The sequence below is a fragment of the Jatrophihabitans sp. YIM 134969 genome (genome assembly GCF_054456675.1).
This window is the reverse complement of record NZ_JBTJEQ010000027.1, coordinates 38,330-60,750: the sequence shown is the minus strand read 5'-3', so window position 1 is coordinate 60,750 and position 22,421 is coordinate 38,330. Positions and strand designations below refer to the sequence as shown.

At 73.2% G+C, this 22,421-nt stretch carries 20 protein-coding genes; 10 read left to right on the top strand and 10 right to left on the bottom strand.

The features are described 5' to 3' along the window. The first annotated feature begins 8 nt into the window (after positions 1-8). Positions 9-1,331, top strand: a complete 1,323-nt coding sequence (gene hmgA, locus ACXR2U_RS14975; RefSeq protein ID WP_458825862.1) for a homogentisate 1,2-dioxygenase — start codon at positions 9-11, stop codon at positions 1,329-1,331. 30 nt (positions 1,332-1,361) lie between these two features. Here hmgA and ACXR2U_RS14970 read toward each other — a convergent pair whose 3' ends face one another. Next, complete coding sequence (locus ACXR2U_RS14970; RefSeq protein ID WP_458825861.1) at positions 1,362-1,625, bottom strand: DUF6199 family natural product biosynthesis protein; 264 nt, start codon at positions 1,623-1,625, stop codon at positions 1,362-1,364. A 261-nt stretch (positions 1,626-1,886) separates the two neighbouring features. On the opposite strand from ACXR2U_RS14970, the gene ACXR2U_RS14965 reads away from it, so the two are divergent. After that, positions 1,887-2,786: a bestrophin family protein gene (locus ACXR2U_RS14965; RefSeq protein WP_458825860.1), complete on the top strand. Its 900-nt coding sequence runs from the start codon at positions 1,887-1,889 to the stop codon at positions 2,784-2,786. A 73-nt stretch (positions 2,787-2,859) separates the two neighbouring features. Here the strand turns inward: ACXR2U_RS14965 and recD are convergent, their stop codons facing one another. From recD to recC, 3 genes are read right to left on the bottom strand one after another with little or no spacing between them, the layout of a single operon-like run. Then, a complete protein-coding gene (recD, locus tag ACXR2U_RS14960; protein WP_458825859.1) occupies positions 2,860-4,680 on the bottom strand; it encodes an exodeoxyribonuclease V subunit alpha in 1,821 nt (606 codons plus the stop codon). Next, on the bottom strand, positions 4,677-7,979 hold the full coding sequence (locus ACXR2U_RS14955; protein ID WP_458825858.1) for a UvrD-helicase domain-containing protein: 3,303 nt from the start codon (positions 7,977-7,979) through the stop codon (positions 4,677-4,679). The genes recD and ACXR2U_RS14955 overlap by 4 nt, the downstream gene beginning before the upstream one ends. Continuing rightward, positions 7,976-11,251 (bottom strand): exodeoxyribonuclease V subunit gamma, encoded by a 3,276-nt coding sequence (gene recC, locus ACXR2U_RS14950; protein WP_458825857.1) that lies wholly within the window; start codon positions 11,249-11,251, stop codon positions 7,976-7,978. Before recC ends, ACXR2U_RS14955 begins: the two co-directional genes overlap by 4 nt. Positions 11,252-11,353: 102 nt before the next feature. Between recC and ACXR2U_RS14945 the strand changes: the two genes are divergently transcribed. The 5 genes from ACXR2U_RS14945 to ACXR2U_RS14925 all read left to right on the top strand — a co-directional run bounded on the left by ACXR2U_RS14945 (position 11,354) and on the right by ACXR2U_RS14925 (position 16,249). Further along, positions 11,354-11,644 (top strand): hypothetical protein, encoded by a 291-nt coding sequence (locus tag ACXR2U_RS14945; RefSeq protein ID WP_458825856.1) that lies wholly within the window; start codon positions 11,354-11,356, stop codon positions 11,642-11,644. 84 nt (positions 11,645-11,728) lie between these two features. After that, a complete protein-coding gene (locus ACXR2U_RS14940; protein ID WP_458825855.1) occupies positions 11,729-13,495 on the top strand; it encodes a GAF domain-containing SpoIIE family protein phosphatase in 1,767 nt (588 codons plus the stop codon). After that, the gene (locus tag ACXR2U_RS14935; protein ID WP_458825854.1) at positions 13,492-13,986 is read left to right on the top strand and encodes a polyketide cyclase; all 495 of its coding nucleotides are present in this window, start codon (positions 13,492-13,494) and stop codon (positions 13,984-13,986) included. The genes ACXR2U_RS14940 and ACXR2U_RS14935 overlap by 4 nt, the downstream gene beginning before the upstream one ends. A gap of 316 nt (positions 13,987-14,302) precedes the next feature. Beyond that, positions 14,303-15,682, top strand: a complete 1,380-nt coding sequence (locus tag ACXR2U_RS14930) for an HNH endonuclease signature motif containing protein (protein WP_458825853.1) — start codon at positions 14,303-14,305, stop codon at positions 15,680-15,682. 342 nt (positions 15,683-16,024) lie between these two features. Further along, positions 16,025-16,249 carry a hypothetical protein gene (locus ACXR2U_RS14925; protein ID WP_458825852.1) on the top strand — a complete coding sequence of 75 codons (225 nt, stop codon included), beginning with the start codon at positions 16,025-16,027 and terminating at the stop codon, positions 16,247-16,249. 14 nt (positions 16,250-16,263) lie between these two features. On the opposite strand, the gene ACXR2U_RS14920 is transcribed toward ACXR2U_RS14925, so the two are convergent. After that, the gene (locus ACXR2U_RS14920) at positions 16,264-16,770 is read right to left on the bottom strand and encodes a DUF4188 domain-containing protein (protein WP_458825851.1); all 507 of its coding nucleotides are present in this window, start codon (positions 16,768-16,770) and stop codon (positions 16,264-16,266) included. Positions 16,771-16,845: 75 nt separating this feature from the next. Between ACXR2U_RS14920 and ACXR2U_RS14915 the strand changes: the two genes are divergently transcribed. Further along, complete coding sequence (locus ACXR2U_RS14915; protein ID WP_458825850.1) at positions 16,846-17,571, top strand: hypothetical protein; 726 nt, start codon at positions 16,846-16,848, stop codon at positions 17,569-17,571. On the opposite strand, the gene ACXR2U_RS14910 is transcribed toward ACXR2U_RS14915, so the two are convergent. Next, complete coding sequence (locus ACXR2U_RS14910) at positions 17,568-17,969, bottom strand: hypothetical protein (RefSeq protein WP_458825849.1); 402 nt, start codon at positions 17,967-17,969, stop codon at positions 17,568-17,570. The two genes, ACXR2U_RS14915 and ACXR2U_RS14910, sit on opposite strands and share 4 nt — an antisense overlap. After that, positions 17,962-18,324, bottom strand: a complete 363-nt coding sequence (locus ACXR2U_RS14905; protein WP_458825848.1) for a hypothetical protein — start codon at positions 18,322-18,324, stop codon at positions 17,962-17,964. Before ACXR2U_RS14905 ends, ACXR2U_RS14910 begins: the two co-directional genes overlap by 8 nt. Positions 18,325-18,379: 55 nt before the next feature. On the opposite strand from ACXR2U_RS14905, the gene ACXR2U_RS14900 reads away from it, so the two are divergent. Beyond that, positions 18,380-19,150: a siderophore-interacting protein gene (locus tag ACXR2U_RS14900; protein WP_458825847.1), complete on the top strand. Its 771-nt coding sequence runs from the start codon at positions 18,380-18,382 to the stop codon at positions 19,148-19,150. Positions 19,151-19,179: 29 nt separating this feature from the next. On the opposite strand, the gene ACXR2U_RS14895 is transcribed toward ACXR2U_RS14900, so the two are convergent. Further along, positions 19,180-19,500 carry a chorismate mutase gene (locus tag ACXR2U_RS14895; protein ID WP_458825846.1) on the bottom strand — a complete coding sequence of 107 codons (321 nt, stop codon included), beginning with the start codon at positions 19,498-19,500 and terminating at the stop codon, positions 19,180-19,182. A gap of 157 nt (positions 19,501-19,657) precedes the next feature. Here ACXR2U_RS14895 and ACXR2U_RS14890 point away from each other — a divergent pair, with 157 nt between their 5' ends. Continuing rightward, positions 19,658-20,959 (top strand): multidrug effflux MFS transporter, encoded by a 1,302-nt coding sequence (locus ACXR2U_RS14890; protein WP_458825845.1) that lies wholly within the window; start codon positions 19,658-19,660, stop codon positions 20,957-20,959. Here ACXR2U_RS14890 and ACXR2U_RS14885 read toward each other — a convergent pair. Then, a complete protein-coding gene (locus ACXR2U_RS14885; protein ID WP_458825844.1) occupies positions 20,881-22,143 on the bottom strand; it encodes a divalent metal cation transporter in 1,263 nt (420 codons plus the stop codon). The two genes, ACXR2U_RS14890 and ACXR2U_RS14885, sit on opposite strands and share 79 nt — an antisense overlap. Continuing rightward, positions 22,140-22,415, bottom strand: coding sequence for a hypothetical protein (locus ACXR2U_RS14880; RefSeq protein ID WP_458825843.1), 276 nt, complete (start codon positions 22,413-22,415; stop codon positions 22,140-22,142). Before ACXR2U_RS14880 ends, ACXR2U_RS14885 begins: the two co-directional genes overlap by 4 nt. Between the last annotated feature and the right edge of the window lie 6 nt (positions 22,416-22,421).

Sequence of the window (22,421 nt, the reverse complement as noted above, 5' to 3'; positions counted from 1 at the left end):
GTCGGCAGATGCGGGAGGATGACCGGGTGACAGCGTCGTCGCCTGCGTACCTCACCGGATTCGGCAACGGTTTCGAGACCGAGGCGTTGCCCGGCACCCTGCCCGTCGGACAGAACTCGCCGCAGCAGGTCGCCCACGGCCTCTACGCCGAGCAGCTCTCGGGCTCACCGTTCACGGCGCCGCGCGTGTCGAACGAGCGGTCCTGGCTGTACCGGATCCGGCCGTCCGTGCTGCACCACGGCCGCTTCCGCCGGGTCCAGGTGCCGCTGTGGGTGAGCGCCCCGACCCGCGAGCACGTCCTGCCCCCGGGGCAGCAGCGCTGGGATCCCGTCCCGATCCCCGACACTCCGCTGACGTTCCTCGACGGCGTGCGCACGGTGGTCACGGCCGGTGACGTCGGCACCCACAACGGCATGGGCGCGGGCTTGTACTTCGTGACGGCCTCCATGGTCGACGAGTACCTCGCGGTGGCCGACGGCGAACTGCTGATCGTGCTCCAGGAAGGCGGCCTGCGGTTCCGCACCGAGTTCGGCGTCATCGAGGCGCAACCCTCGGAGATCGTGGTGATACCCCGGGGTTGCAAGTTCGCGGTCGACCTGCTGGACGGCCCGGCCCGTGGTTACGTCTGCGAGAACCACGGTGGCGCGTTCACCCTGCCCGAGCGCGGCCCGATCGGCGCCAACTGCCTGGCCAACCCGCGCGACTTCCTCACGCCGGTCGCGGCGTACGAGGACCGCGACGCGCCGTCGACGTTCACCCTGAAGTGGGGCGGCGCGTTCTGGCGCACCGACATCGGCCACTCCCCGCTCGACGTCGTGGCCTGGCACGGCAACTACGCGCCCTACAAGTACGACCTGACCCGGTTCTCGCCCGTCGGGCCGCTGCTGTTCGACCACGCCGATCCGTCGATCTTCACGACGTTGACCTCGCCGACCGAGACGCCCGGCACGGCCAACATCGACTTCGTGATCTTCCCCGACCGGTGGCAGGTCGCCGAGCACACCTTCCGACCGCCGTGGTTCCACCTCAACGTCATGAGCGAGTTCATGGGCCTCGTCCGCGGCGTCTACGACGCCAAGCCGCACGGGTTCGTCCCCGGCGGGATGAGCCTGCACAACTCGATGACCCCCCACGGCCCGGACGCCGAGGCCTACGCCCACCACAGCACCGTCGACCTCGAACCGACCCGCATGCGCGACACGTTGGCGTTCATGTTCGAGACGCGCTACCCCCAGCGGGTCACGCAGTGGGCCGCGGACCTCCCGCAGCGCCAGGAGGACTACCAGGACTGCTGGAGCGGCCTGACGAAACGCTTCGTCCCGCCGGCCTGAGCCCCTCGGGCGCGAGCGCGGAGACCGTCGTCAGGCGGTGACCACCGCGGCGACGACGAGCGCGATCCCGGCGACGACGGCCACGGAGCCTGCGACCCGCGTGACCTTCACGGCGCGGTCGCTGGGCTGCACCGCGGCGGGGTTGCGGTACTGCCACCGGCGCATCCGCCACCCCACGTCCGGCTTGGCCGCCTGGAGGCCACCCAGGACGATCCACAACGCGCCGACGACGGCGAATCCCCAGTGTCCGAGGGTGGTGTGGTGACCGCCGCTCGCGGCGAGCTGGTGCAGCATGCCGCTCAGATACCCCGTGGGGACGCGCGTCGATGGCCGGTGGCGTCAGCGTCCGGTTCGGGTTCGTGCTGCTGCGCCGCAGGTCACACGTCGACGATGTCGCGCACGGCCGCCCGTGCGTGACCCCGACCACGGGACGCCCTACTCACAGGTAGCAGGTGGCCGACCCCGGGGATCCCGGTGGAGATCGGCGGGATGCCGCATCGTCGCCGAACCCACGAGCGACTCCCCGGGAGTCGTGCTGCCCCCGAGGAGTCGCCCGTGATCGTGTCCGCCGTGCCCCGCAGCGGGTCGACGCTGCGCCGCCTGCTCGTCCCCGTGGTCGTCATGCTCCTGTGGGACGTCCTCGTGACCCTCGCCTGGTACGCCAAGATCGGCGGACTGGCCGGCATCACGATCCAGTACACGCTGTTCGGCACGGCGGTCGCGCTGTTCCTCGGCTTCCAGGTCAACGCCGCCTACGCCCGCTGGTGGGAGGCGCGCACGCTGTGGGGCTCGGTGGTCAACCACTCCCGCACCCTCGCCCGGGAGGCGTTGACCCTGCTCGACGGCACCGTCGCCGGCGGCCGCGCCGACATCGGACCGGAGATGGTGCGCGCCCAGATCGCCTACGTGCACGTGCTGCGGACGGCGTTGCGTCAGCAGGAGCCGCCGCGCGAGCTCGACGTGTACCTCACCGAAGGCGCGTACACGCGGGTCGTCGGCGCCACCAACCGCCAGACCGCCGTGCTGTTGGAGACGGGTCGGCTGCTGGCCGAGGCCCACCGGCGGGGCATGGTCGACCACGTCGCTCGCGCCCAGATCGAGGCGACCCTGGCGCTGCTCACCGACGCCCAGGGCGGGCTCGAACGGATCAAGAACACCCCGCTGCCGGTCCAGTACCGGTTCCTGCCGTCGTTCTTCGCCCGGGCGTTCTGCGCGGTGCTCCCGTTCGCGATCGTCCCGCAACTGCAGTGGTTGACCCCCCTCGGTTCGGGCCTGGTCGGGGTGATGTTCCTGCTCGCCGTCCAGGTCGGGCGGGAGCTCGCCGATCCGTTCGTCGACGACGTCAACGACGTGCCGATGACGACGATCTGCCGCACGATCGAGATCGATCTGCTGCAGTCGCTGGGCGCCACGGCCCCGCCCGCCGTCCAGCCCGTGGGCCAGGTGCTGTGGTGACCGACGTCGACGTCCGGTCGCCCACACCCGGCGCGACCGACCACAGCGGCTCGCTCGACTTCGTGGGATCCGGTCAGGCGTCGGCGAGGCGGTCGCGCAGGCCGGTGGCGCGGGCGGCCTGCCGCTCGACGCAGGCGCGCACGGCGTCGACGGAACCCACGACCCGCACGAGGGTCGAGGCGCGCGTGACAGCGGTGTAGAAGGTCTGCCGGGTGGCGAGCGGGGAGTCGGCGGGCGGGAGCAGCAGGGTGACCTCGCGGTACTGGTTGCCCTGCGCCTTGTGCACGGTCATGGCGTAGAGCGGGCGCACGTCACCCAACCGGGTCAGCGGCAGCGTGAACGTCGCGGCACCCCGCCGGAACGCGGCGGCGAGGTCACCGTCGCGCTCGACCACCACACCGGTGTCGCCGTTGAACACGTTGTTCTCGTAGTCGTTGGCGGTGACCATGAGCGGCTGACCGGCGTAGCGGCCGTCGAGACGGGGCACCAGCGAGGGGTGGTCGCCGAGCAGCCAGCGTTCGACCTGCTCGGCCCACCAGCGCTCACCGCGCGGCCCCCGGCGGTGCACACACAACAGCCGGTGGGCCTCCAGCGCGTGGAGGGCCTGTTCGGCGTCGCCAGCGCGGGCGTGGTCGACGACCGCGCGGGTGCGGTCGACCAGCGAGCGCAGCTCGGTCAGCGCGTCGCCGGTGAGCACGCCGTCGTCGGGCGTCTCGACGAACCGGATGGCATCTGGTGCATCATGCAACAGTTCCAGGACGTCGTCGGTCCGGCCCTCGCGCACGGCGCCCGCCAACCGGGCGATCGAGCCCTCGGCGTCGAACCGGTGGACCCGGCCGAGGGTCGCGACCGCGCCCGCCAGTGGCGAGTCGGCAGCGGTGGTGGCGCCCGCGACGATGTCACCGAGCACCGCGCCCGCCTCGACCGAGGCGAGTTGGTCGGGGTCGCCCAGCAGGATGAGGCGGGTGTCGGGGCCGAGGGCCTCCAGCAGCCGGGCCATCATCGTCAGCGGCACCATCGAGCTCTCGTCGACCACGACGACCTCGAACGGCAGCCGGTTGTCGCGGCCGTGCCGGAACCGGCTCGACGAGCGCCGCCACCCGAGCAGCCGGTGCAGGGTCGACGCCTGCAGTTCCTGCAGCCGGCGGCGGTCGACGTCCGAGAGCGGCCCGGTCGCCCGGTGCACCGCGTCCTCGAGCCGCGCCGCCGCACTCGCGGTCGGCGCCGCCAACGCGATACGGAGCCCGGGTTGCTGCCGGTAGATCGCAGTGAGCAACCGCGCGACCGTGGTGGTCTTGCCGGTGCCGGGCCCGCCCGCGACCACGCCGAACGGCCGCGACGCGACGACGTCGCACGCCGCGCGCTGGTCCTGCTCGTCCGCGCCCGGGAACAGGGCGGCGAGGTCGGCGCGCAGCCGGTCGAGATCGAGGTCGAGGAACAGGCGCGCGGCGCGGGCCCGGAGCTCGCCGGCGACCTGCTTCTCCTGCTGCCAGTAGCGGTCGAGCCACAACCGCGGCCCGACCTGACGGACGGGGGCGTCGTCCGGGTCGTCGCCGCCGCGGGTCAACGGACTGGTGCTGCAGGCAACGGTCCACGGCTCGGGGTCCGGCCAGGGCAGGTCGGCCGCGGCGGTGACCACTCCGGGCGCGGGTTCGGCGTCGGTGTCGACGTCAGCGGTGACCGTGGCGGCCGCGGTCTCGAGGTCGAGCACGACCGACCCGCTGCGCGTGCCGCGGACGGTGAGCGCGACGGCGAGCAGGACCCGGTCGTCGGTCTCACCGGCCAGCGCTCCGAGCCGACGCGCGACGTGGACGTCGGCCGGCGCGAGGATCCCGGCCGCCGCGAACTCCCCGAGCAGACCGGGGGCGTCACGGGCCAGCAGCGGCGTGCTCATCCCGCGGCCCCCGCCAACACGTCCGACGCCGCCACGACCAACCCGGCCGGCGGCCGCCAGTCGAAGACGCCGGGGACGCTGCCGTCGTCGAAGACGACCCCTTCGCCGGTCATCCCACGCAGGAACAGGTAGGCCACCCCGCCGAGGTGGACCTCGGGGTCGTAGTCCGCCACCCGCCACCGCAGGAAGCGGTGCAGCGCCACCTCGTAGAGCAGCGCCTGCAACGGGTAGTGGGCCTGGACCATCGCGTCGGCCATGGCGTCCGGGCGGTAGTCCCAGGCCGTCAACGGAACCTCGGGCACGCCGAGTCGGTTGGTCTTGTAGTCGACGACCACGTACCGCCCGTTCACCCGCAGCACGGCGTCGATGCTGCCGGTGAGGTAGCCGCGCAGGTCGGCCGCCCCCAGAACGGGATCGGCCAGCAGTTCGGCGTAGCGACGGAGAGGGTCCTCAGGGCCGACGTGGTCACGCCAGACGCGGGCGAGGTCACGCAGGGTCGACGACCGCCGTGGCCGTTCCCCGCCGCCGAGCGGCAGCTCGAACTCCAACTCGGCCAGCCGGTCGGCGGGCGCGATCCGCGCGAGCGAGCGACCGTCCAGCAGCGGACCGAGCGGGGTCCGCACGGCGGTGGCGAGCGCGGCGGCGAGCACCTCGGCGTCGATCGCGCCCACTCCGTGACGGGCGAGCGCCGCGCCGACCCGGGTGCGGACCTCGGCATCGAGATCCGCGGCCTCGGTGTCGAGTTCCTCGAGGGCGGCGTGCACGGTCGTGCCGAACGCGGCCCCACCGGGCAGGTCGGCCCACGGAGACGGCACGTCCCGCAGGTCCGAGGTCGTGGCCTCGCTCGGCGCGGGCGTCTCGGGCTCGTCGTCCTTCTCCGGGAACTCCGGTTCGCTCCCGATCGCCGGCCGGGAGTCGTGCACCGCGGCGGTGAGGGACGTGTAGGACGTCCGGCGCCACGCGGTGTCGAGGCCGCGGCCGAGCCGGGCCAGCTCCAGCGCCTGCGTGGTGTCGCCCGGTGGCTGCCACCGGGCGGCCGGGCGGGGCTCGACCTGGACGACCGACAAGGCGCCCTCGACCGCGAGGGTCGACGCCGCGGTGAAGGCCGCGGTGTCGTTCGGGACCGTCACCTGCTCCGGCGGACCGACGGCGGGGTCGGGGCAGAACAGCAGCCGGTGCAACGGTGCGTACGGGGTGTTCTTGCGCGACGGCGCCCACCACGCGGTCACCTGCGCCTGCGCCCTGGTCATGGCCACGTACGTCAGCCGCAGGTCCTCGCCGAACTCCTCGGCCCGGTGGCGGCGCAGGCTGTCGGGGAACCCACGGTGTCGGAACCCGCCGACGTCGCGGACCCGACGGCCGGCGTCGTCGTGGAACAGCGGGATGTCCTCGCGGTCGGGGACGAAGCGGTCCCACCCGAAGGGGACGTAGACGACGGGGAACTCCAGACCCTTGCTCGAGTGGATGGTCACGCACTGCACCGCGGCGGCGTCGGAGTCCAGCCGCCGGCTGCGTTCGACCGCCGAGTCGGTACCGGACTCCTCGACGTGGTGCCGCAACCACTCCAGACCGGCCGTGAGGCCGAGCTGCTCGGCCATCGATGCAGCATGCAACACTTCGCTGATGTGCCGGAGATCGGTGAAGTCCCGTTCGCCGTCGACCTGCGCCAGCAGACGGGCCGCGAGCGAGCGGTCGCGGCTGACGGTCTCGAACAACGCGGCCACGCCCCGCTCGGCGTGGACCTGGATCCAGCGTCGGAGCTGCTCCCCCAGCGCGTCGACGGCCGGTCGGTCCAACAACGCCGCGGCGTCCCACCCGACGAACGACGACACCGCGAGCCGCCGCAACCGGGCCGGGCGGTGCGGTTGCTCGAGCGCCTCCAGCAGCACCACCCAGTCGCGGGCGGCCGACGACCGGAACACGCTCGAGGTCGCCCGCCGGACCGCAGGCACCCCCGCCTCGCGCAGGGCGTCGTGCACCAGGTCCAGCTGAGCTCCCGTCCGCACGATCACGGCCAGGTCCCCCGGCCGCACCGGACGCGCCTGACCGCGTCCGCGCGGGGTCAGCGACGCGCGGGAGTCGAGCAGCGCGACGACCTCGGCGACCAGGTCGGCCGTGACGAGTTCGCGCAGCGGGCCGACGGCCGTCTCCGCGCCGGAGCGCAGCAGCCGCAACCGCACCGGGGCGCCGCCCACGGCGAGCGAGCGCCCGGCGCGTCCTGCGGCGACGTCGGACACGACGATCCGCGGATCGCCGAGGGCCGCGCCGCGGAACACCCCCGCGAGACCGCGTAGGACGTCGGGGTCGCTGCGCCAGTTGTGGTCGAGCGTGCGACGCTCGCCCGCCGTGGCCTCGGCCTCGAGGTAGGCGTAGACGTCGGCGCCGCGGAACGCGTAGATCGCCTGCTTGGGATCGCCGACCAGCACGAGGGTGGCGCGGCCGTGGAACGCCGTACGCAGGATGTCCCACTGCACCGGGTCGGTGTCCTGGAACTCGTCGACGAGCACGGTGCTGAACCGCTGGCGCAGCCGGGCCTTCGCGGGCGGCCCGGTGCGCGGATCGGCCAGGGTGGTCTGCAAGCGGGTGAGCAGGTCGTCGAAGCCGATGACCCGCCGCTGCCGCTTGCGGCGTTCCACCTCCTCACGCACGCCCCGGGCGAACGCGTACCGGGTCCGGGCGGTGTCGTCGTCGCTGGCGTCCGGGACGAGCGCGGCGCTCGGGTCACCGACGACGCGCCGGGCGAGCTCGAGGGCCTCGGCGAGCGTGATGACCGGCGGCGGGGCGTTCGGCACGCCCCACTTGCGCACGTAGAAGTCCTCGACCACCTCGACCGTGAGGTCGTCGAGGTCCTCGACGAGCACGACGTCGTCGTCGACGTCGCCCGCGGTGCCGAGGCTGCGCAGCACCTGCTCGCAGAACCCGTGCGTGGTGACGACCGTGGCGGAGTCGTAACGGGCGCACGACTCGACGAGTCGGTGGTGCCGTTCGGCGACGTCCGCCGCGGCGCCGGTCGCGAGGTACGCGGCGAGGGTGTCCCCGGTGGCGGCGCGGGCGGCCGCCGGATCGGCGAGGGCGTCGCGGGCGGTGACCAGCCGTTCGCGCACCCGCTCCCGCAGTTCCTGCGTGGCGGCGCGGCCGAAGGTCACGACCAGCAGCTGCTCGAGGGGGGTCACGCCCTCGGCGACCAGCCGCGTGACCAGTCCGGCGATGGTGAACGTCTTGCCGGTGCCGGCGCTCGCCTCCAACACCGTCGTGCCCGTCGGCAGCGGGCCGAGCAGGTCGAACGCCTCGCCGCTCACGACGCGCGCTCCGCCGCGAGCAACGGTTCCCACACCAGGCGGGCGAGCGCGCCGAACCGGGTGGCCTCACCCTCGTAGGTCGCGGGGTCGGCGGCGGGACCGCCGACGCCCAAGGCGAACTGGGTCAGCGAGGTCTCGGCGACGCCCGGGAAGGCCAGGACGTGCTCGGAGTCGCTGCGTTCGGTGGTGAACCGGTCGGTGGCCCACGACCGGTTGGCCTTGCCGAACGCGGTCTCGGCGTCGAAGCGGCGGCGAGCCTCGGCGTACTCGGCCGAGGTCCGCGCGAACAGCGGCAGGGGTTCGCACAACCCCAGTGCGCGGATGGTCACCAACCGACGCAGGATCTCGCGGGCCTCACCGGGCCGGATCTCCGCGAACGTCCGGCGACCCGCACCGTCGCCCCACCGGCCGACCACCACGGTCGTCCAGTCGTCCTCGCCTCGCGACGCGACGACGGCGAGGTGCCGGATCCACGCCGCCAACCGGTGTTTCGCGGCGATCGACGAGTACGACAGACACAGCACGGTCCGCCCGTGGACGCCGCCGACCGTGCCGACCAGTTCGCCGTGCTCACCGAGGTCGACCCGCACGTCGACGGGATCACCCGCCGGCCGTTGACGTTCCTCCCGTGACGCCGCGAGCAGCGCGACCACCCGCTGGCCGATCTCCCGCCACCGCGCCGCGCCGAGCGCACCGGGTGGCAGGTCACCGCGCAACATCTCGAGGTCCTTCACGTGGGGCAGGTCGGCGCCGGGCCGCGCACTCGCCGCCAGCACCCGCGCGCCCACCTTCCACTCGGGCAGGCCCCTGGTCTCGATCGGCAGCGAGTCCGACGGTTCGTCGTCGTCGAAGGCGGTCGCGATCTCCAGTCGCTGGCGCAGGAACGCCTTGACCGGGTGCTCGAAGAACCGCACGAGCTCGTCGAGTTCGACGGCGTGGACGGTGGGGTCGAGCTCGGGCGGCGGGAGTGGTGCACCGAGCAACGGTGGCGCGGGTGTGCGCGGGCCACGGGCGGCCTCCGCGCCGGCGAGCCCCGAGGGGTCGAAGGAGAACGGGGCGGGGACGGCGAAGTTCCGCGGATCGAACGGCTGCAGCGCGTGGGCCCGCACCACCGCGGCGGCACCGCCCTGCACGGTGGCGTCGAGAGCGTCCAGCAACTCCCCGACCGGGACGCACGGCGGGACGACGGCGCCGGTGCGGGGGTCGTGCCCGGTGTAGACGACGACCAGGTGGTCGGTGGCCGCCCCGATGGCGTCGAGGAACAGCTGCCGGTCCTCCGAGCGCGGGTCGCGCTCGCCGCTGCGGGGATCGCGGGCCAGCAGGTCGTCACCGTCGGGGGTACCGCGGCGCGGGAAGGCGGTGTCGTCCATGCCGAGCAGCACGACGACCCGGTGCGGCACCGCCCGCATCGGGACGAGCGTGCACACCGTGAGCGTCCCGGTGCGGAAGCTGGAACGGGTGGGCCGACCCGCCAGCCGCTGCCCCAGCATGGCGACGATGTCGGCCCGACCGAGTTCGACCGAGTCGGCGCCGCTCCCGACGGCCCCCTCGGCGATCTGGTCGAGCTCGCGTTGGACCTGCGCCGCCTGCCAAACGGCGTCACCCTCTCCGAGGTCGGTGACGATGCCGGTGAGGGTCTCGGCCCACGCCGGCACGGTCGCCCGGCCCGAGACCGCCCGCACCGCGGCGTCGACCCGGTCGACGAACTCGGCGAAGCGGCCGACGAGGTCGATGTCACCGCTGTCGACGTCGTCGACCGGGACGACGGTGTCGAGGTGACCGCCGGAGTCCTCCATCGTTGCACCGAGCAACAGACGGTCCATCGCCCACCGCCACGTCCCCTGCTCGACGGTGTCGAGGGACCACCGAACGCGGTCGGCGCGGTCGAGCCCCCACCGGGCACCGGCGCCGACCGTCCAGTCCCGCAGCCGTTCGAGGTCGTCGTCGTCGAACCGGAACCGACGCCGGACCGGGGCGGCGGACGCGAGGTCGAGGACGGCGCTGGCGGTGATCCGCCCGCCCGCGAGGTCGAGCAGCTGCAACATCAGACGCAGCAGGGGGTTGGTCTGGCGCAACGAGCGGTCGGCGAGGGAGACGCGCAGCGCCGCCGCGGGGTGGGCGCCGGGTTCGTCGGTCATGCCGAAGGAGGCGTTGACCAGCGGCGCGAAGGTCTCGACGTCCGGGCACATGACGACGACGTCGCGGGGTTCCAGCGTGGGGTCGGCGGCGAGCAGCCCGAGCACGACCTCGCGCACCACCTCGACCTGCCGCGCCGCCCCGTGCGCGGTGTGCACCTGCAGGCTGGAATCCGCCGGCACGCGGCGGGCCGGTGGGCGGTCGAGCCGCAGCTGCTCCTGCAGGTCCCCGAGCAGGGACGGGGCGGTGGGCGGCGCCGGGTGGTGGACATCGTCGAAGGGTTCGGAGGCGAGCAGCTGTTGCAGCTCCCGGACGTCGCGCGCGGTGCTGGCCAGCAGCGGGTGACGCGCACCGGCCCGGAGCAGCCGGCGGGGACCGGGCCGCTCGCGGCGGGCCGCGACCTCCGCCCACATCGCGGGCGAGGGGTGGTGCAGCCAGAGCCGGACGTCGCGCACGCGGCCCAGCGCGTGCAGGACCCGCACCCGGGCGGGCGAGAGCCGCGTGGCGCCGAAGACCGAGAAGCCCGGGCCCGGGGTGACGGCGGCGCAGGCCCGGTCGAGCAGTTCGGCGGGCGACGGCCCGATCGCCTCCCGCAGCCGCCGCCACAGCGCGGGCTGCCAGGAGAGGTCCTCGGGCAGGTCGGAGTCGTCGCCCGCGGCCCAGGCGACGAGCAGGTCGGGGCGGGAGCGACCGTACCGGTCGAAGAGCCGCGCGAGGCGCGACGCGACGCCGTAGCGGCGCCCGGAGTCGGCACCGCCGGCGCCCAGGTGGGCCGACAGGACGTCGTGCCAGGGATCGCCCGCACCCGCGGTGTCCAGGGCGCGCAGCAGGGGCCAGGTCGACACCGCGGGGTTCCACTGCTCGACCGCGCGGCCGTAGTCGGCGTCGGCCGTCGCCGCGGCGTCGTCGAGCAGCCGGGACGACGACGGGAAGGTGACGTTCGCGCACACGCCGTCCGCCCCCTCGGGGCCGGCGCCCAGCACGTGGCCGAGCCGCTGGGCGAGCCAGCGCTCGACCCCCTTGCTCGGGACGGCCACCAGCACCGGCTCGAAGGGGTCGCCCGGGACCACCCGCAGGTGGTCCGCGAGGGCCGCGACGAGCGTGTCGGAGCGCTCGGCGCGGTGGACGGTCAACACGGGTGCGGACACTAACGAGGCCGTCGGACAGTTTCGGCGGGAGCGCACGTGCCGGCGCCTCACACTCCGTGAGAGTCCGGCGTTCCCGGGTACGCCCTCGAGGTGACCGAACCGACCGACCAGCAACTCCCGCCCGAGCCGCACGAGGGCATCGACGCCGCGGCCAACCCCGACCAGCGCGCGTACGAGCGCGACCAGTCGTCCCCGCTCTCCCGGGCGTCGGACGGTGGAGCGCCCCCGACCGAGGCGCCGGCGGCGGGCGAGGCACCGACCGTCAGCGGCACCGGAGCGGGCGACCCGCTCGCCGGGGTGCACATCGACCCCGCTGACGCCGAGTCCGCCGTCGACGGTGACGAGGGCCCGGAGCACCCCGGGGTGCGTCGCTCGAGCTGATCGCGTGCCGGGCGGCGACCCCTCGCGCTCCGGTACGATCCTTCGACCGGAAGGGGCCCGGTTCGGCAACGGGGGGACGCGCACGTGACGGCTGGTCCGGGGACGACCGAGCACGCGGTCGACCCGCTCCTGCTCCCGGTCAGCACCCCGCTGCCGGCGGCGTCCGACACCGCCTTCGACCGGCTGGCCTCCGTGGTGCGGCGCGTGATCGGCGTGCCGATCGCGCTGGTCTCGCTCGTCGACCGTGACCGGCAGGTCTTCCCGGGCGTCGACGGTCTGCCGGAGCCGTGGGCGTCGAGCCGGACCACGCCCCTGTCGCACTCGTTCTGCCAGCACGTGGTGGCCCGGGCCGAACCGTTCGTCGTCACCGACGCCGTCCGCGACCCGCGGGTGGCGGGCAACCTCGCGGTCCCCGACCTCGGGGTCGCCGCGTACGCCGGCTGGCCGATCGTCGACCACGACGGCACGGTTGCCGGCTCGCTGTGCGCGATGGACACCGAGCCCCGGACGTGGACCGACGACGAGCTCGCGTTGCTGCAGGACCTCGCTGCTGCGGCGTCGGCGGAACTGCAGTTGCGCGCGGCCATCGAGGCCTCGGACCGCGCCGCGCAGCGGTGGCGGGTGCTGTCGGCGCTGTCCGAGGCGCTCGCCGCTCCGACGAGCACCGAGGAGGTGGCGGCAGCCGTCTCCCGTCTGGCGTCGACATGGCTCGGCGCGTCGTTCGGTGGCATCACGACGCTCGACGACACCGGCACGACGTTGTCCTACGTGGACCTCGCCGACGACATCGCCGACAACATGCCCGGTGGGCAGAGCTTCCCGGTGACCTCGACACGGCCGTCCGCTCTCGCCGTCGCCCGCCGCGCCCCGTTGTTCGTCCACTCCGTCGAGGAACTCGAAGCGTTGGCGCCCGGGTCGGGCGACGTCGCCCGTGCCGTGCACGGCACCGCGTTCGCGTACCTGCCGCTGCAGATCGGCGCCCGCCTGTTCGGCTCCCTCACGCTGATGTGGAGCACGCCGCAGCCGTTCGACGAAGACGAGCGCGACCTGCTGCTCGGACTCGCGCGGTACACGGCGCAGGCGCTGGAACGGGCGTCGCTCATGGCGGAACGCCGGGACGTCGCGCGCACCCTGCAGACCGCGATGCTCCCGGTCCTCCCCGAGGTCGGGTGGCTCGACGTCTCCGGGCGGTACCTGCCCGCCCACGTCACCGACGCCGTCGGGGGCGACTGGTTCGACGCGTTCACCACCACCGAGACCCCCGACGGGTGCGAGCACCTCACGGTCGTCGTCGGCGACGTCACGGGCCACGACACCGCCGCGGCGGCGGTGATGGGACGGCTGCAGGCCACCTTGCGCGCGCTCGCCGTGGACGTCCCCGACTCCCCCGACCGCCTGCTCACCCGCCTGGACCAGGTCATGGCGCGTACCGGTGTCGACCGCATGGCGACGGCCGTCGCGGCCACGGTGTCCTCGACCCCTGACGGCCGGACCGAGCTGACGTGGTCGAACGCCGGCCACCTCGCGCCGCTGTACCTGCCGCCGAGCGGGCCGGCCGAGTACCTCGAGCGTCCGGTCGACATCCTGCTCGGCATGATGACCGGCGCCCGTCGCGAGTCGCACACCACCACCCTCGCGCCCGGTTCGACCGTGCTGCTGTTCACCGACGGTCTCGTCGAACGCCGTGGTCAAGCGCTGGACGAAGGTCTCGACGCCCTGGCCGCCACCGCCGAGCACCACCGCGGTCAACCGCTGGAGGAGATGCTCTCGCTCATCGTCGAGGTGGCGTCCGCGGGCGGACACGAGGACGACATCGTGGTGTTCGGTCTGCGGGTGCCGGACACCGCGTGATCGCGGACCGCTGGGGCGTCACCCCGGCCGAGGTCGAGCGGCACTACCCGTGCGACGACGTCGTGCCGTCCCCCGTGCTCGCCGCGTGGCGGGGTGTGGACGTGCAGGCCACCCCCGAGGCGATCTGGCCGTGGCTCACGCAGATCCGGCTCGCGCCCTACAGCTACGACCTCGTCGACAACCTCGGCCGCCGTTCGCCGCAGACACTCGTCGACCTTCCCCCGCCTGCCGTGGGTGATCCGTTCACCGCCACCGCCGGCCGGCCGCAGGGCGAGGTGCTGCACGTCGACCCGCCGCACTCGTACACCGGCGTCATCCTCGGCGCCGTCATGTCGTACGTGGTCGACGCTGTCGACGCGTCCTCCTCGCGGTTGGTGGTGAAGATCGTGATGGGGCGGTGGCGGGTGCTCGCGCCGTTCGTCTCGCTCGGAGATCTGGTGATGGCGCGGCGGCAGCTGCTGAACCTGCGGGATCTGGCGGAGGGTCGCTGAGTTCCCCTCGCGTCGGTCTCCTGGACGCGACGGGTTGAGTGTGGGGGTGGCGCTCGCTCGCGGGTGGCGGTTCTCGCTCTGCAACGACGGGCTCCTACGAGAAGCTCGATGGGTCTCCGCTCGGCCTGGGTTCTGTGGGCGGGCGACGGTTCTCCTTTCGCAAGGACGGGCTCTTACGAGGTGCGCGGCGGGGTCTCGTTCGTTGGCCGTCTGCGCTTGCGGGCGGCGGCGCCGTCTCGCGCGCCGCGACCGGAATTGCTCGTGTTCATCGAGTGATTCTCTTGCCTCGACCGTCCGTTCGATATAGACTGAGGGCATGGTCGCGGTCGACGAGATGGTTCCCTCGCTCGACCTGCTGCGTGAACTCCTCGCCTTGGATCCCGCTGCTCTGGACGACGAGGAACGGGTCGCGTCGGTGGCCGGGTGGGAGCGGATGATCGCGTTCTGCACCGCGCACCAGAACGACGTCATGGTCGCCGCCTACCGCGACCACGCCGCCCCGGCCGACGGTGGTGAGCCCGACGGTGACGCCGGGAAGTGGTGGGCCGAACAACTCGGCCTGGCCCTCGGTGTTGCGGGGACGTCCGCCTACCACCGGATGATGCAGGCCGTCACCCTGGTCGAGGTCGCCCCGGCGATCTCCGCGCAGCTGCGGATCGGGGCGATCGGGGTGCACCACGCCCGCGTCGCCGCCAACACTCTGCGGGTGGTCGAGCCCGAGGTGGGTCGCACGGTGGAGCGTGAGGTGGTTGACGACCCGGGGTGGCGGACCCCGTCGCAGTTGGAGCGGGCGTTGCAGGCCGCGATCATCCGGGTGGACCCGGAAGGCGCGAAGGCTCGCAACCGGGCCCGTCGGCGGGAACGGGACGTCCGGGTCCGGGCTGAAGCCGACGGGATGTGCTCGTTGTGGGCGCTACTGCCGGCCGAGCAGGGTCATGCGGTCGCCAAGAGGGTCGATGCGCAGGCCCGGTCCATGAAGGCTCGCAACACACCCGGTGACGACCGGACGTTGGCCAACCTGCGTGCCGACGCCCTGGCCGCACTGGTGCTGCGGCCGATGCACCCCACCACCGTCGACACCAGCACTGAATCCACCACCGTCGACTCCGCCACGGCATCCACCGGCACCGAACCCAGCACCGAACCCAGCGCTGATCTGGGCTTGGCGCCGCGGATGCACGGGCAGCGTCCGGAGATCCAGGTGGTCGTCGGCTGGACCACCCTGATGGGCCTCGATGACCTGCCCGGGTTCCTGCACGGTCACGGCATGATCGACGCCGCCACCGTCCGGCGTATCGCTTACGACGAGTGCGCCACGTGGCGACGGCTGCTCGTCGATCCCGCGTCAGGTCAGCTGCTGGACTACGGCCGGAAGACGTACAGCCCGCCGCGGAACCTCGAAGACTTCGTCATCGCCCGCGATCAGTACTGCCGGTTCCCCACCTGCGACCGCCCGGCTGTCACCTGCGACCTGGACCACCGCCACGACTGGGACAGGGGCTGCCAGACCCGGGAGCAGTGCCTCGACGCGTTGTGTCGGCGCCATCACCGCCTCAAACACGAGGGCGGCTGGTCACATGAACGCGATCCCGACGACAACTCCAGCATCTGGACCGACCCCGCCGGCACGCAGCACCGCAAACCCGCGGCGAAACTCCCCGTCCCCGAACCGGAGCTCGGCGACCCACCCTTCTAGCCGTGGCGTCTTCGCTCCACGCGCCTCACGCGGTCCATGTCGTCATCCCGCGACTGGGACGGGCGGCAGCGTGCGCGTGTGCGTGACTCGAGGTACGCGTTCTCGCCGATGGCCGGCGGTTCTGATCCTCGTGTTCCGGGCCTCGACCGCTGCGGCTTCCCTGCCTCCTCGTGTCGATCGAGGCCCGCAATCGCACCGCGACCGAGAGTCTGCGCGGTCGCATCAGCGTCGACGCCGTGAACGGATCAGTGCTCATCGTGTCAGCCGCAGCGCAGGCGGAGCTCGACGCCAGCGTGGTCACTCCCGGTCAGCATCGAGGGCCGCTTCGCGGTCGGCGGGTTCATGATCGCCGGAGTCAACACGCCCGGCGTCCCCATCGCCTCGTTCGCCACCAGGGTGGCCGACCGCGTCCGCGACACCGGGGTGAAGGCGCAGGTGGCGACCGCACGTGGCATCAAGGCGCTCCGACGCCAGGTCGCCGAGTCGCCCGCGCAGCTCTGCTGGCCGGGCCTCGTTCCGCCACGGTGCGGACGACAGCAGTCCGACGACGGCACGACGCCCGGCTGAGACATACCCGCCCGTCAGTAGGGCTCGACCACGGGCTCGTCGGGGACGGAGGGGTCTAGGCGGTGCAGCGCGCGCTGGCCGCGGGAGCCGACCGGCTGGGCGGCGGTGGCGCCGATGAGCCCGAAGTTCTCGGGCATGTTGACGTAGATGGTCTCGTGGGTGCCGAGCACGTAGGTCTCGTGGAAGATGCCGACGTCGCCGTTGTCCTTGACCTTGCGGTTGAACTCGCGCCAGGCGGGCAGGTGGGCGGCGTCGCGGGCGGTGGCGTAGGCGTTGAGCTTCGCGGCCGACTCCCAGTACTGCAGGGTGAGGATCGTCAGGCCGCTGACGAACGATGACGCCTGCAACAGTCCCTGTTCCGGGCGGCGTGAGAGCTCCCGCAGCATGAGCGGCATCTGCCGAGCGACCGGGAGCCACTTCCACAGCTTCCACGGCCGGTTCACCCGCATGCCGATGAGGAACACCACGGTGCCGTCGGGCGCCACCGAGGTGCTCCGTTCCCGCCGGATCGCCTTCACCACGAACCTCCCCTGTCGGGAACGGAGTGTGCTCGCGTCGGGTGGGTGGTGTCGAGACCGACCCGGCAGGATGGGGACGTGACCGGACCGGACCTGCTCAGCCGCTACCGCGCCGGCGAACGGGACGGCGTGTGGCGGGAGCTGCGGGACAGCGGCACGGCCGCGGGTCCGACGGACCAGGTCCGGGCGGTGTGTGACGAGATGGCCCACCGGGCTCGCCAGAACGTGGAGGTCCTCGTCGAGCGGCTCACGGCGTCGGGCTACCGGTTCCACCTCAACGACGACGACCGCACACCGACCGTGCCGCACGTGCCTCCCACCGCAGGCGCGGTGGCGGTGGATCGTTGGTTGATGCAACGCTTCGGGGCCGTGCCGATGACCCTGCTGGCGTGGCTGGCGGTCGTCGGGGACACCTGGTTGGTCGGGACGCACCCCGAGTGGCCGGAGTCCGCGGCGGCCGATCCGTTGGTGATCGAGGTCGAGGGCACGCGCTACCCGGCCGGGTCGTGGCAGACGTCCCTCGAGGACGACGCCGCCGCGTGGGCGGAGAGCGGCGACGCCGAGCCCTTCGTGCTGACCCTCTCGCCGGACCGGCTGCACAAGGCCAACGTCAGCGGCGGGGACCCGTACGGGATCGTCGTGCCCGACGCCGGCGTCGACGGACGGTTCATGGGTGAGACCAGCACGTGGTTCGTCGACCACCTCAACGCGACGTTCGCGCGTGGCGGGTTCCCGGCGGCCCCCGGGAGCGGCCCGGGCGAACGGATCACCCGCGAGCTCGCCCGCGACCTGCTGCCGCTCTAAGCGACCGGGCGCGACGCCCGACGCAGCCACAGCAGGGCGAGGACGGGCAGGACGAGCGGGAGGTACCCGTACCCGTTGCCGTAGCCGGACCAGACAGTCGCGTCGGGGAAGTCGTCGGGGGCGGCGTAGCTCAACGTGCCGACCACGACGACGCCGACGAACTCGACGGTGCACGCGACGAACGCGAGCGGACGCGCGTCGCGGACCAGCGCGACGAAGGCGGCGATGTAGATGATTGCGGCGACCGCGGACAGCACGTAGGCGATCGGCGCCCGGTCGAACATCGTGGCGAGCTGGTAGGCCGATCGGCCGGTGGCGGCCACGGCGAGCACGCCGTAGAAGAAGGTGAGGAGTCGGCCCGGCCCCGTGCGCAGCGCCGGCCGTCGAGGCTCAACCACCGGGGCTCCAGAGCTGGTTGAGGCGCGCGAACAGCACGCAGACGACGAGCGCACCGAAAGCGAGCACGACCGGTCCCCACCGCGACTGCTCGGCCAGGGCGAGGAACCCGGCCACCGGCACCACCACGGCGATGCCGACGAGGTACACCACGACGATGCCCAGCCCCGAGGTCTCGTGCCCGCGGGCGAGGTCGACCACCCGGAGGGCCACGTAGACGAGCACCGCGAGTTCGAGGACACCGGCGGCGATCAGCTCGGTGCGCTCGACCGGTCGGTCGCGCGACGCCCGCCAGCCCGCCACGGCCATGACGACCACGGCCAGGGCGAGGCACACGATGGTCGCGACGCCTGTCACCGTTCACCCCGAAGTCGAGTTAGGCTTGCCTTGCCAGCAGAGAGGCTCACATCGTATGGCAGACGCAGGACGTCGACGCGAGGCCCGCCCCCCGGCGGAGCTCCAGGTGCTCGACCGCATCCAGCTCAACCCGCACATGGTGCGGATCGTTGCCGGCGGCAACGGTTACGCCCAGTACAACGACAACGACTTCACCGACAAGTACGTCAAGATCTTCTTCGCCGACACCGACGGCCAGCAGGTCACCCGCACCTACACCGTGCGGCGCAGCGACCCGGTCAACCAGCAGCTCACCCTCGACTTCGTCGTCCACGGCGACCTCGGCCTGGCTGCGCCGTGGGCGCGGGCCGCCGAGGCGGGCGAGACCCTGCGGCTGCGCGGCGCCGGCGGCGCCTACCGGCCGAGCGAGGAGCACGGCACGCACGTGTTCCTCGGCGACGAGTCGGCCCTGCCCGCGATCAACGCCGCCCTCGACGCCCTGCCTCGCGACGCCCGGGGTGTGGCGCTGCTGGAGGTCAGCGAGGTCGAGGGCAGCCTCGACGCCGAGGTGCCGTCCGGCATCGAGATCGTCTGGCTGGAACGGCCGGAACCCGGGTCGCAGCCGGGCCTGCTCGCGGACGCCCTGGCGGCGCGACCCTGGCCGACCGGCGGGGTCGATGTCTTCGCCCACGGCGAGCGGGAGTCGATGAAGGCCGTCCGCAAGGTGTTGCGCGACCTCACCACCGACGCGGACCAGGTCTCGATCTCCGGCTACTGGGCGTACGGCCGCACCGAGGACCGGTTCCAGGCCGAGAAGCGCGAGCCGATCGGCAACATCGACGGCTGAGCGACCACAGCTACACGCGGAGCCGCTGGTCAGGCGCGCTCGCGGGCGATCTGCTCGTGGTGGCGCACGACCTCACCGACGATGAAGGTCAGGTACTTCTCGGCGATGACGGGGTCGAGCTTGGCCGTGGCGGCCAGCTCCCGCAGCCGCGCGATCTGACGCTGCTCGCGGGCGGGGTCGGCGGGCGGCAGGCCGTGCTCGGCCTTGAACTCCCCGACGGTGCGCGTCAGGCGGAACCGTTCGGCGAGCAGGTGGACGAGAGCGGCGTCGAGGTTGTCGATGCTCGAGCGCAGCTGCTCGAGCGTCACCTCGGAACTGAACGTCACCGGCGCGTCGTCGGACACGGTCACTGCCTCCTGCTCGGGGTCGGATCCGCCGACGACCGTACGGCCCCACCCCGCCCGCGGACGCGGCACCCGCGCCCGAACGGACGAGATCGGTGCATTCGCGGTCTGACCTCCCACACCACCCCTCGGATCGGCGGTGCGGACGTCAGAGTGGGAACCCGTGCCGTCCGACCCGACCGTCCGCGCCCCTCACCTCGGTGCGCTGCTGCTGGTGACCGGCACGACGGCGTTGTCGACCGACACCTACCTGTCGTCGCTCCCGGCGCTGCAGACCTCGCTGCACACGTCGTCGTCGCTCGCGCAGTTGACCGTGACGGCCTTCATCGTGGGCATGGCCGTCGGCCAACTGGTGGCGGGCCCGCTCAGCGACGCCCGCGGCCGGCGTGGGCTCATCCTCGGAGCGTGCCTCGTGTTCACCGTGACGGCCGCCCTGTGCGCGGTCGCGACGGTCGACTGGGTGCTGGTGGCCGAACGGACCGTGCAGGGGATCGCCGCGGGAACGGCTCTGGCCGTCGGGCGGGCGGTCGTCAACGACACGCAGACCGGGCGGGCCGCGGCGGCCATGTTCGGCACGCTGTCGGCCGTCGGCCTCATCGCGCCCGTGGTCGGACCGGCCGTCGGTGGCGTCCTCGTGTCGGTGGGCGACTGGCGCACGGTGTTCTGGTTCCTCGCGTCGGTCGGCGTGCTCATGGTGCTCGCGGCGACGTTCGGACTGCCCGAGACACTGCCGCCGGCCCGTCGCCACCCGGGCGGCCTGGCCAACTTCGGGCGTCGCACCGCGGACCTGCTCACCGACCGGCAGGTGGTCACACCAATCGCGGTGCAGTGCCTCACCGTGGCCGGGTTCTTCGTGTACATCGGGGGTTCCTCGTTCGTCCTGCAGGACGACCTCGGCATCACGCCCGCCACCTACACCGCGGTGTTCTCGGTCAACGCCCTCGCCATGGTCACGGCCAGTGCGGCGTTCCGGATCCTGGTGGTGCGGGTGGGCGCCGTCGTGCTGCGCCGTGTGGCGATCGCGACCCAGACCACCGGTGTGGCCGCCCTGTTCGTCCTCACACTCACCGCGCCCGACCACCGGCCACCGCTCGGCGTCGTGTGGGCGTGCCTGGCCGTCATGACCGCGGGGCTCGGCCTGTACTACCCGTCGAACGCCACGATCGTGCAGCACGCCGGACGCCGGGCCGCGGGCACGGCGTCAGCCCTCGGCGGCGGTCTGCCGTTCCTCGCCGGGGCGTTCACCACGCCGCTGACGGGACTGCTGGGCCACCAGACCGTCATGACCATGGCCGCGTGCATGATCGTGTTCTTCGTACTCGCGGCGGTGGTCGCGGTGCTCGGGCGGGGCACCACGCTCGACCCGGACGCTCAGGACCCGGACGCTCAGAACCCGACCAGCGAGACGATCCCGGCTCCGCCGAGGGTGGCCACGACGACCGCGGCCGCGGCGCGGACCGGCTGAGAGACGGTCAGAGCTCCGCACAGGTCGCGACGGCCGGCGAAGACGACGAGCGGCACCAGCACCAGGGGCAGAGCGGCGGTGAGCACGACCTGACTCCACACCAGGACCGTCACCTCGGGCAGCCCCGTCGCCACCACGACCCCGGCGGGCACCAGGCAGAGGGCGCGCCGGGCGGGGTCGCCGAGCCGGAGACCGGGGAGCAGTTGCCGCAGGGTGTCGGCACCGACCATGCCTCCGGTCACGGTGGACGCGAGGCCGGCGGCGATGAGCGTGACGGCGAACAGCACCGTCGCGGCGGGCCCGAACGTCGCGACCACCGAGGCGAGCGAGCTGCCGGACGCGGACGCGCCGACCGGAACGGCCACCGACGTGATGCCGAGGTTCACGGCCAGCGCGAGGACGAGCGCGACCACGGTGGCGGCGACGCCTCCGCGGGCCGCCCGCCGCAGCGACGGCGGGTCCGTCACGGCGAGCTCGTGACGCGTGTCCCGGGCGAGCGTCGAGTGCAGCAGGATGTTGTGCGGCATGACGACGGCGCCCACCAGGGCCACCGTGACGGGCAGCCCGCCGGGTGGCAACGCCGAGGGCACGACGCCCGCCACGGCGCCGCCGCCGCTCACGGCGAGGACACCGACGTACACGACCGCGACCAGACCGAGGCAGCTCAGGACGACGACCCGCGTCGGTCCCGGCGGGGCGAGGCACACCGCGACGACCGCGATCCCCGCCACCAGCAGGCTGGGCAGTGTCGACCAGCCGGTGAGCAACTGGACGCCGACCACGACGCCGAGGACCTCGACGATCTCGGTGACGGCCAGTGCCGCCAACAGCGGTGGCACCAGGACCAGGCGTCCGCCGAACGGCACCCGGGTGGCGATGAGGGTGGCGAGGTCCTGACCGGATGCGATCCCCACCCGGGCGGCCAGCACCTGCAGGAACCCGGCACAGACCGTGGCGAGCCCGAGCACCCAGACCAACTGGTAGCCGAAGCGGGCGCCCGACGCGACGTCGGCGCCCCAGTTGCCGGGGTCGACGTACCCCGCGGCGACGAGCAGGGCCGGGACTATCGGCCGGACCAGGGTCCAGCGGCGGGCCCGCCCCGCCGCCCCCGCCCGCGCGGACGCGGACAGGGCGACGGACGGCGCGACCGACACGGCGCGAAGGGTCGGCTCGACGACGGTCACGGCCGGACCCGGAACCGGACCCGGAGGACGAGGCGCAGGACCGTTGCACCCAGCACCAGTGCCGTGAGGATCACGGCGCTGGTCGGGGCGCCGGCCGCGGCCGTCCCCACGAGGGCGACGAGCACCACCATCAGCCCCAACACCACCGGCGAGTGGCGACTTCTCCCCGCGAGTGGCGACCAGTTGGTCGCCACTCGACGGGTGAAGTCGCCACTGACCAGGTCAGGGAGGTGGGTGCTGGGGGTCCGGGCGGACGACGGGATCGACGACACGACGGT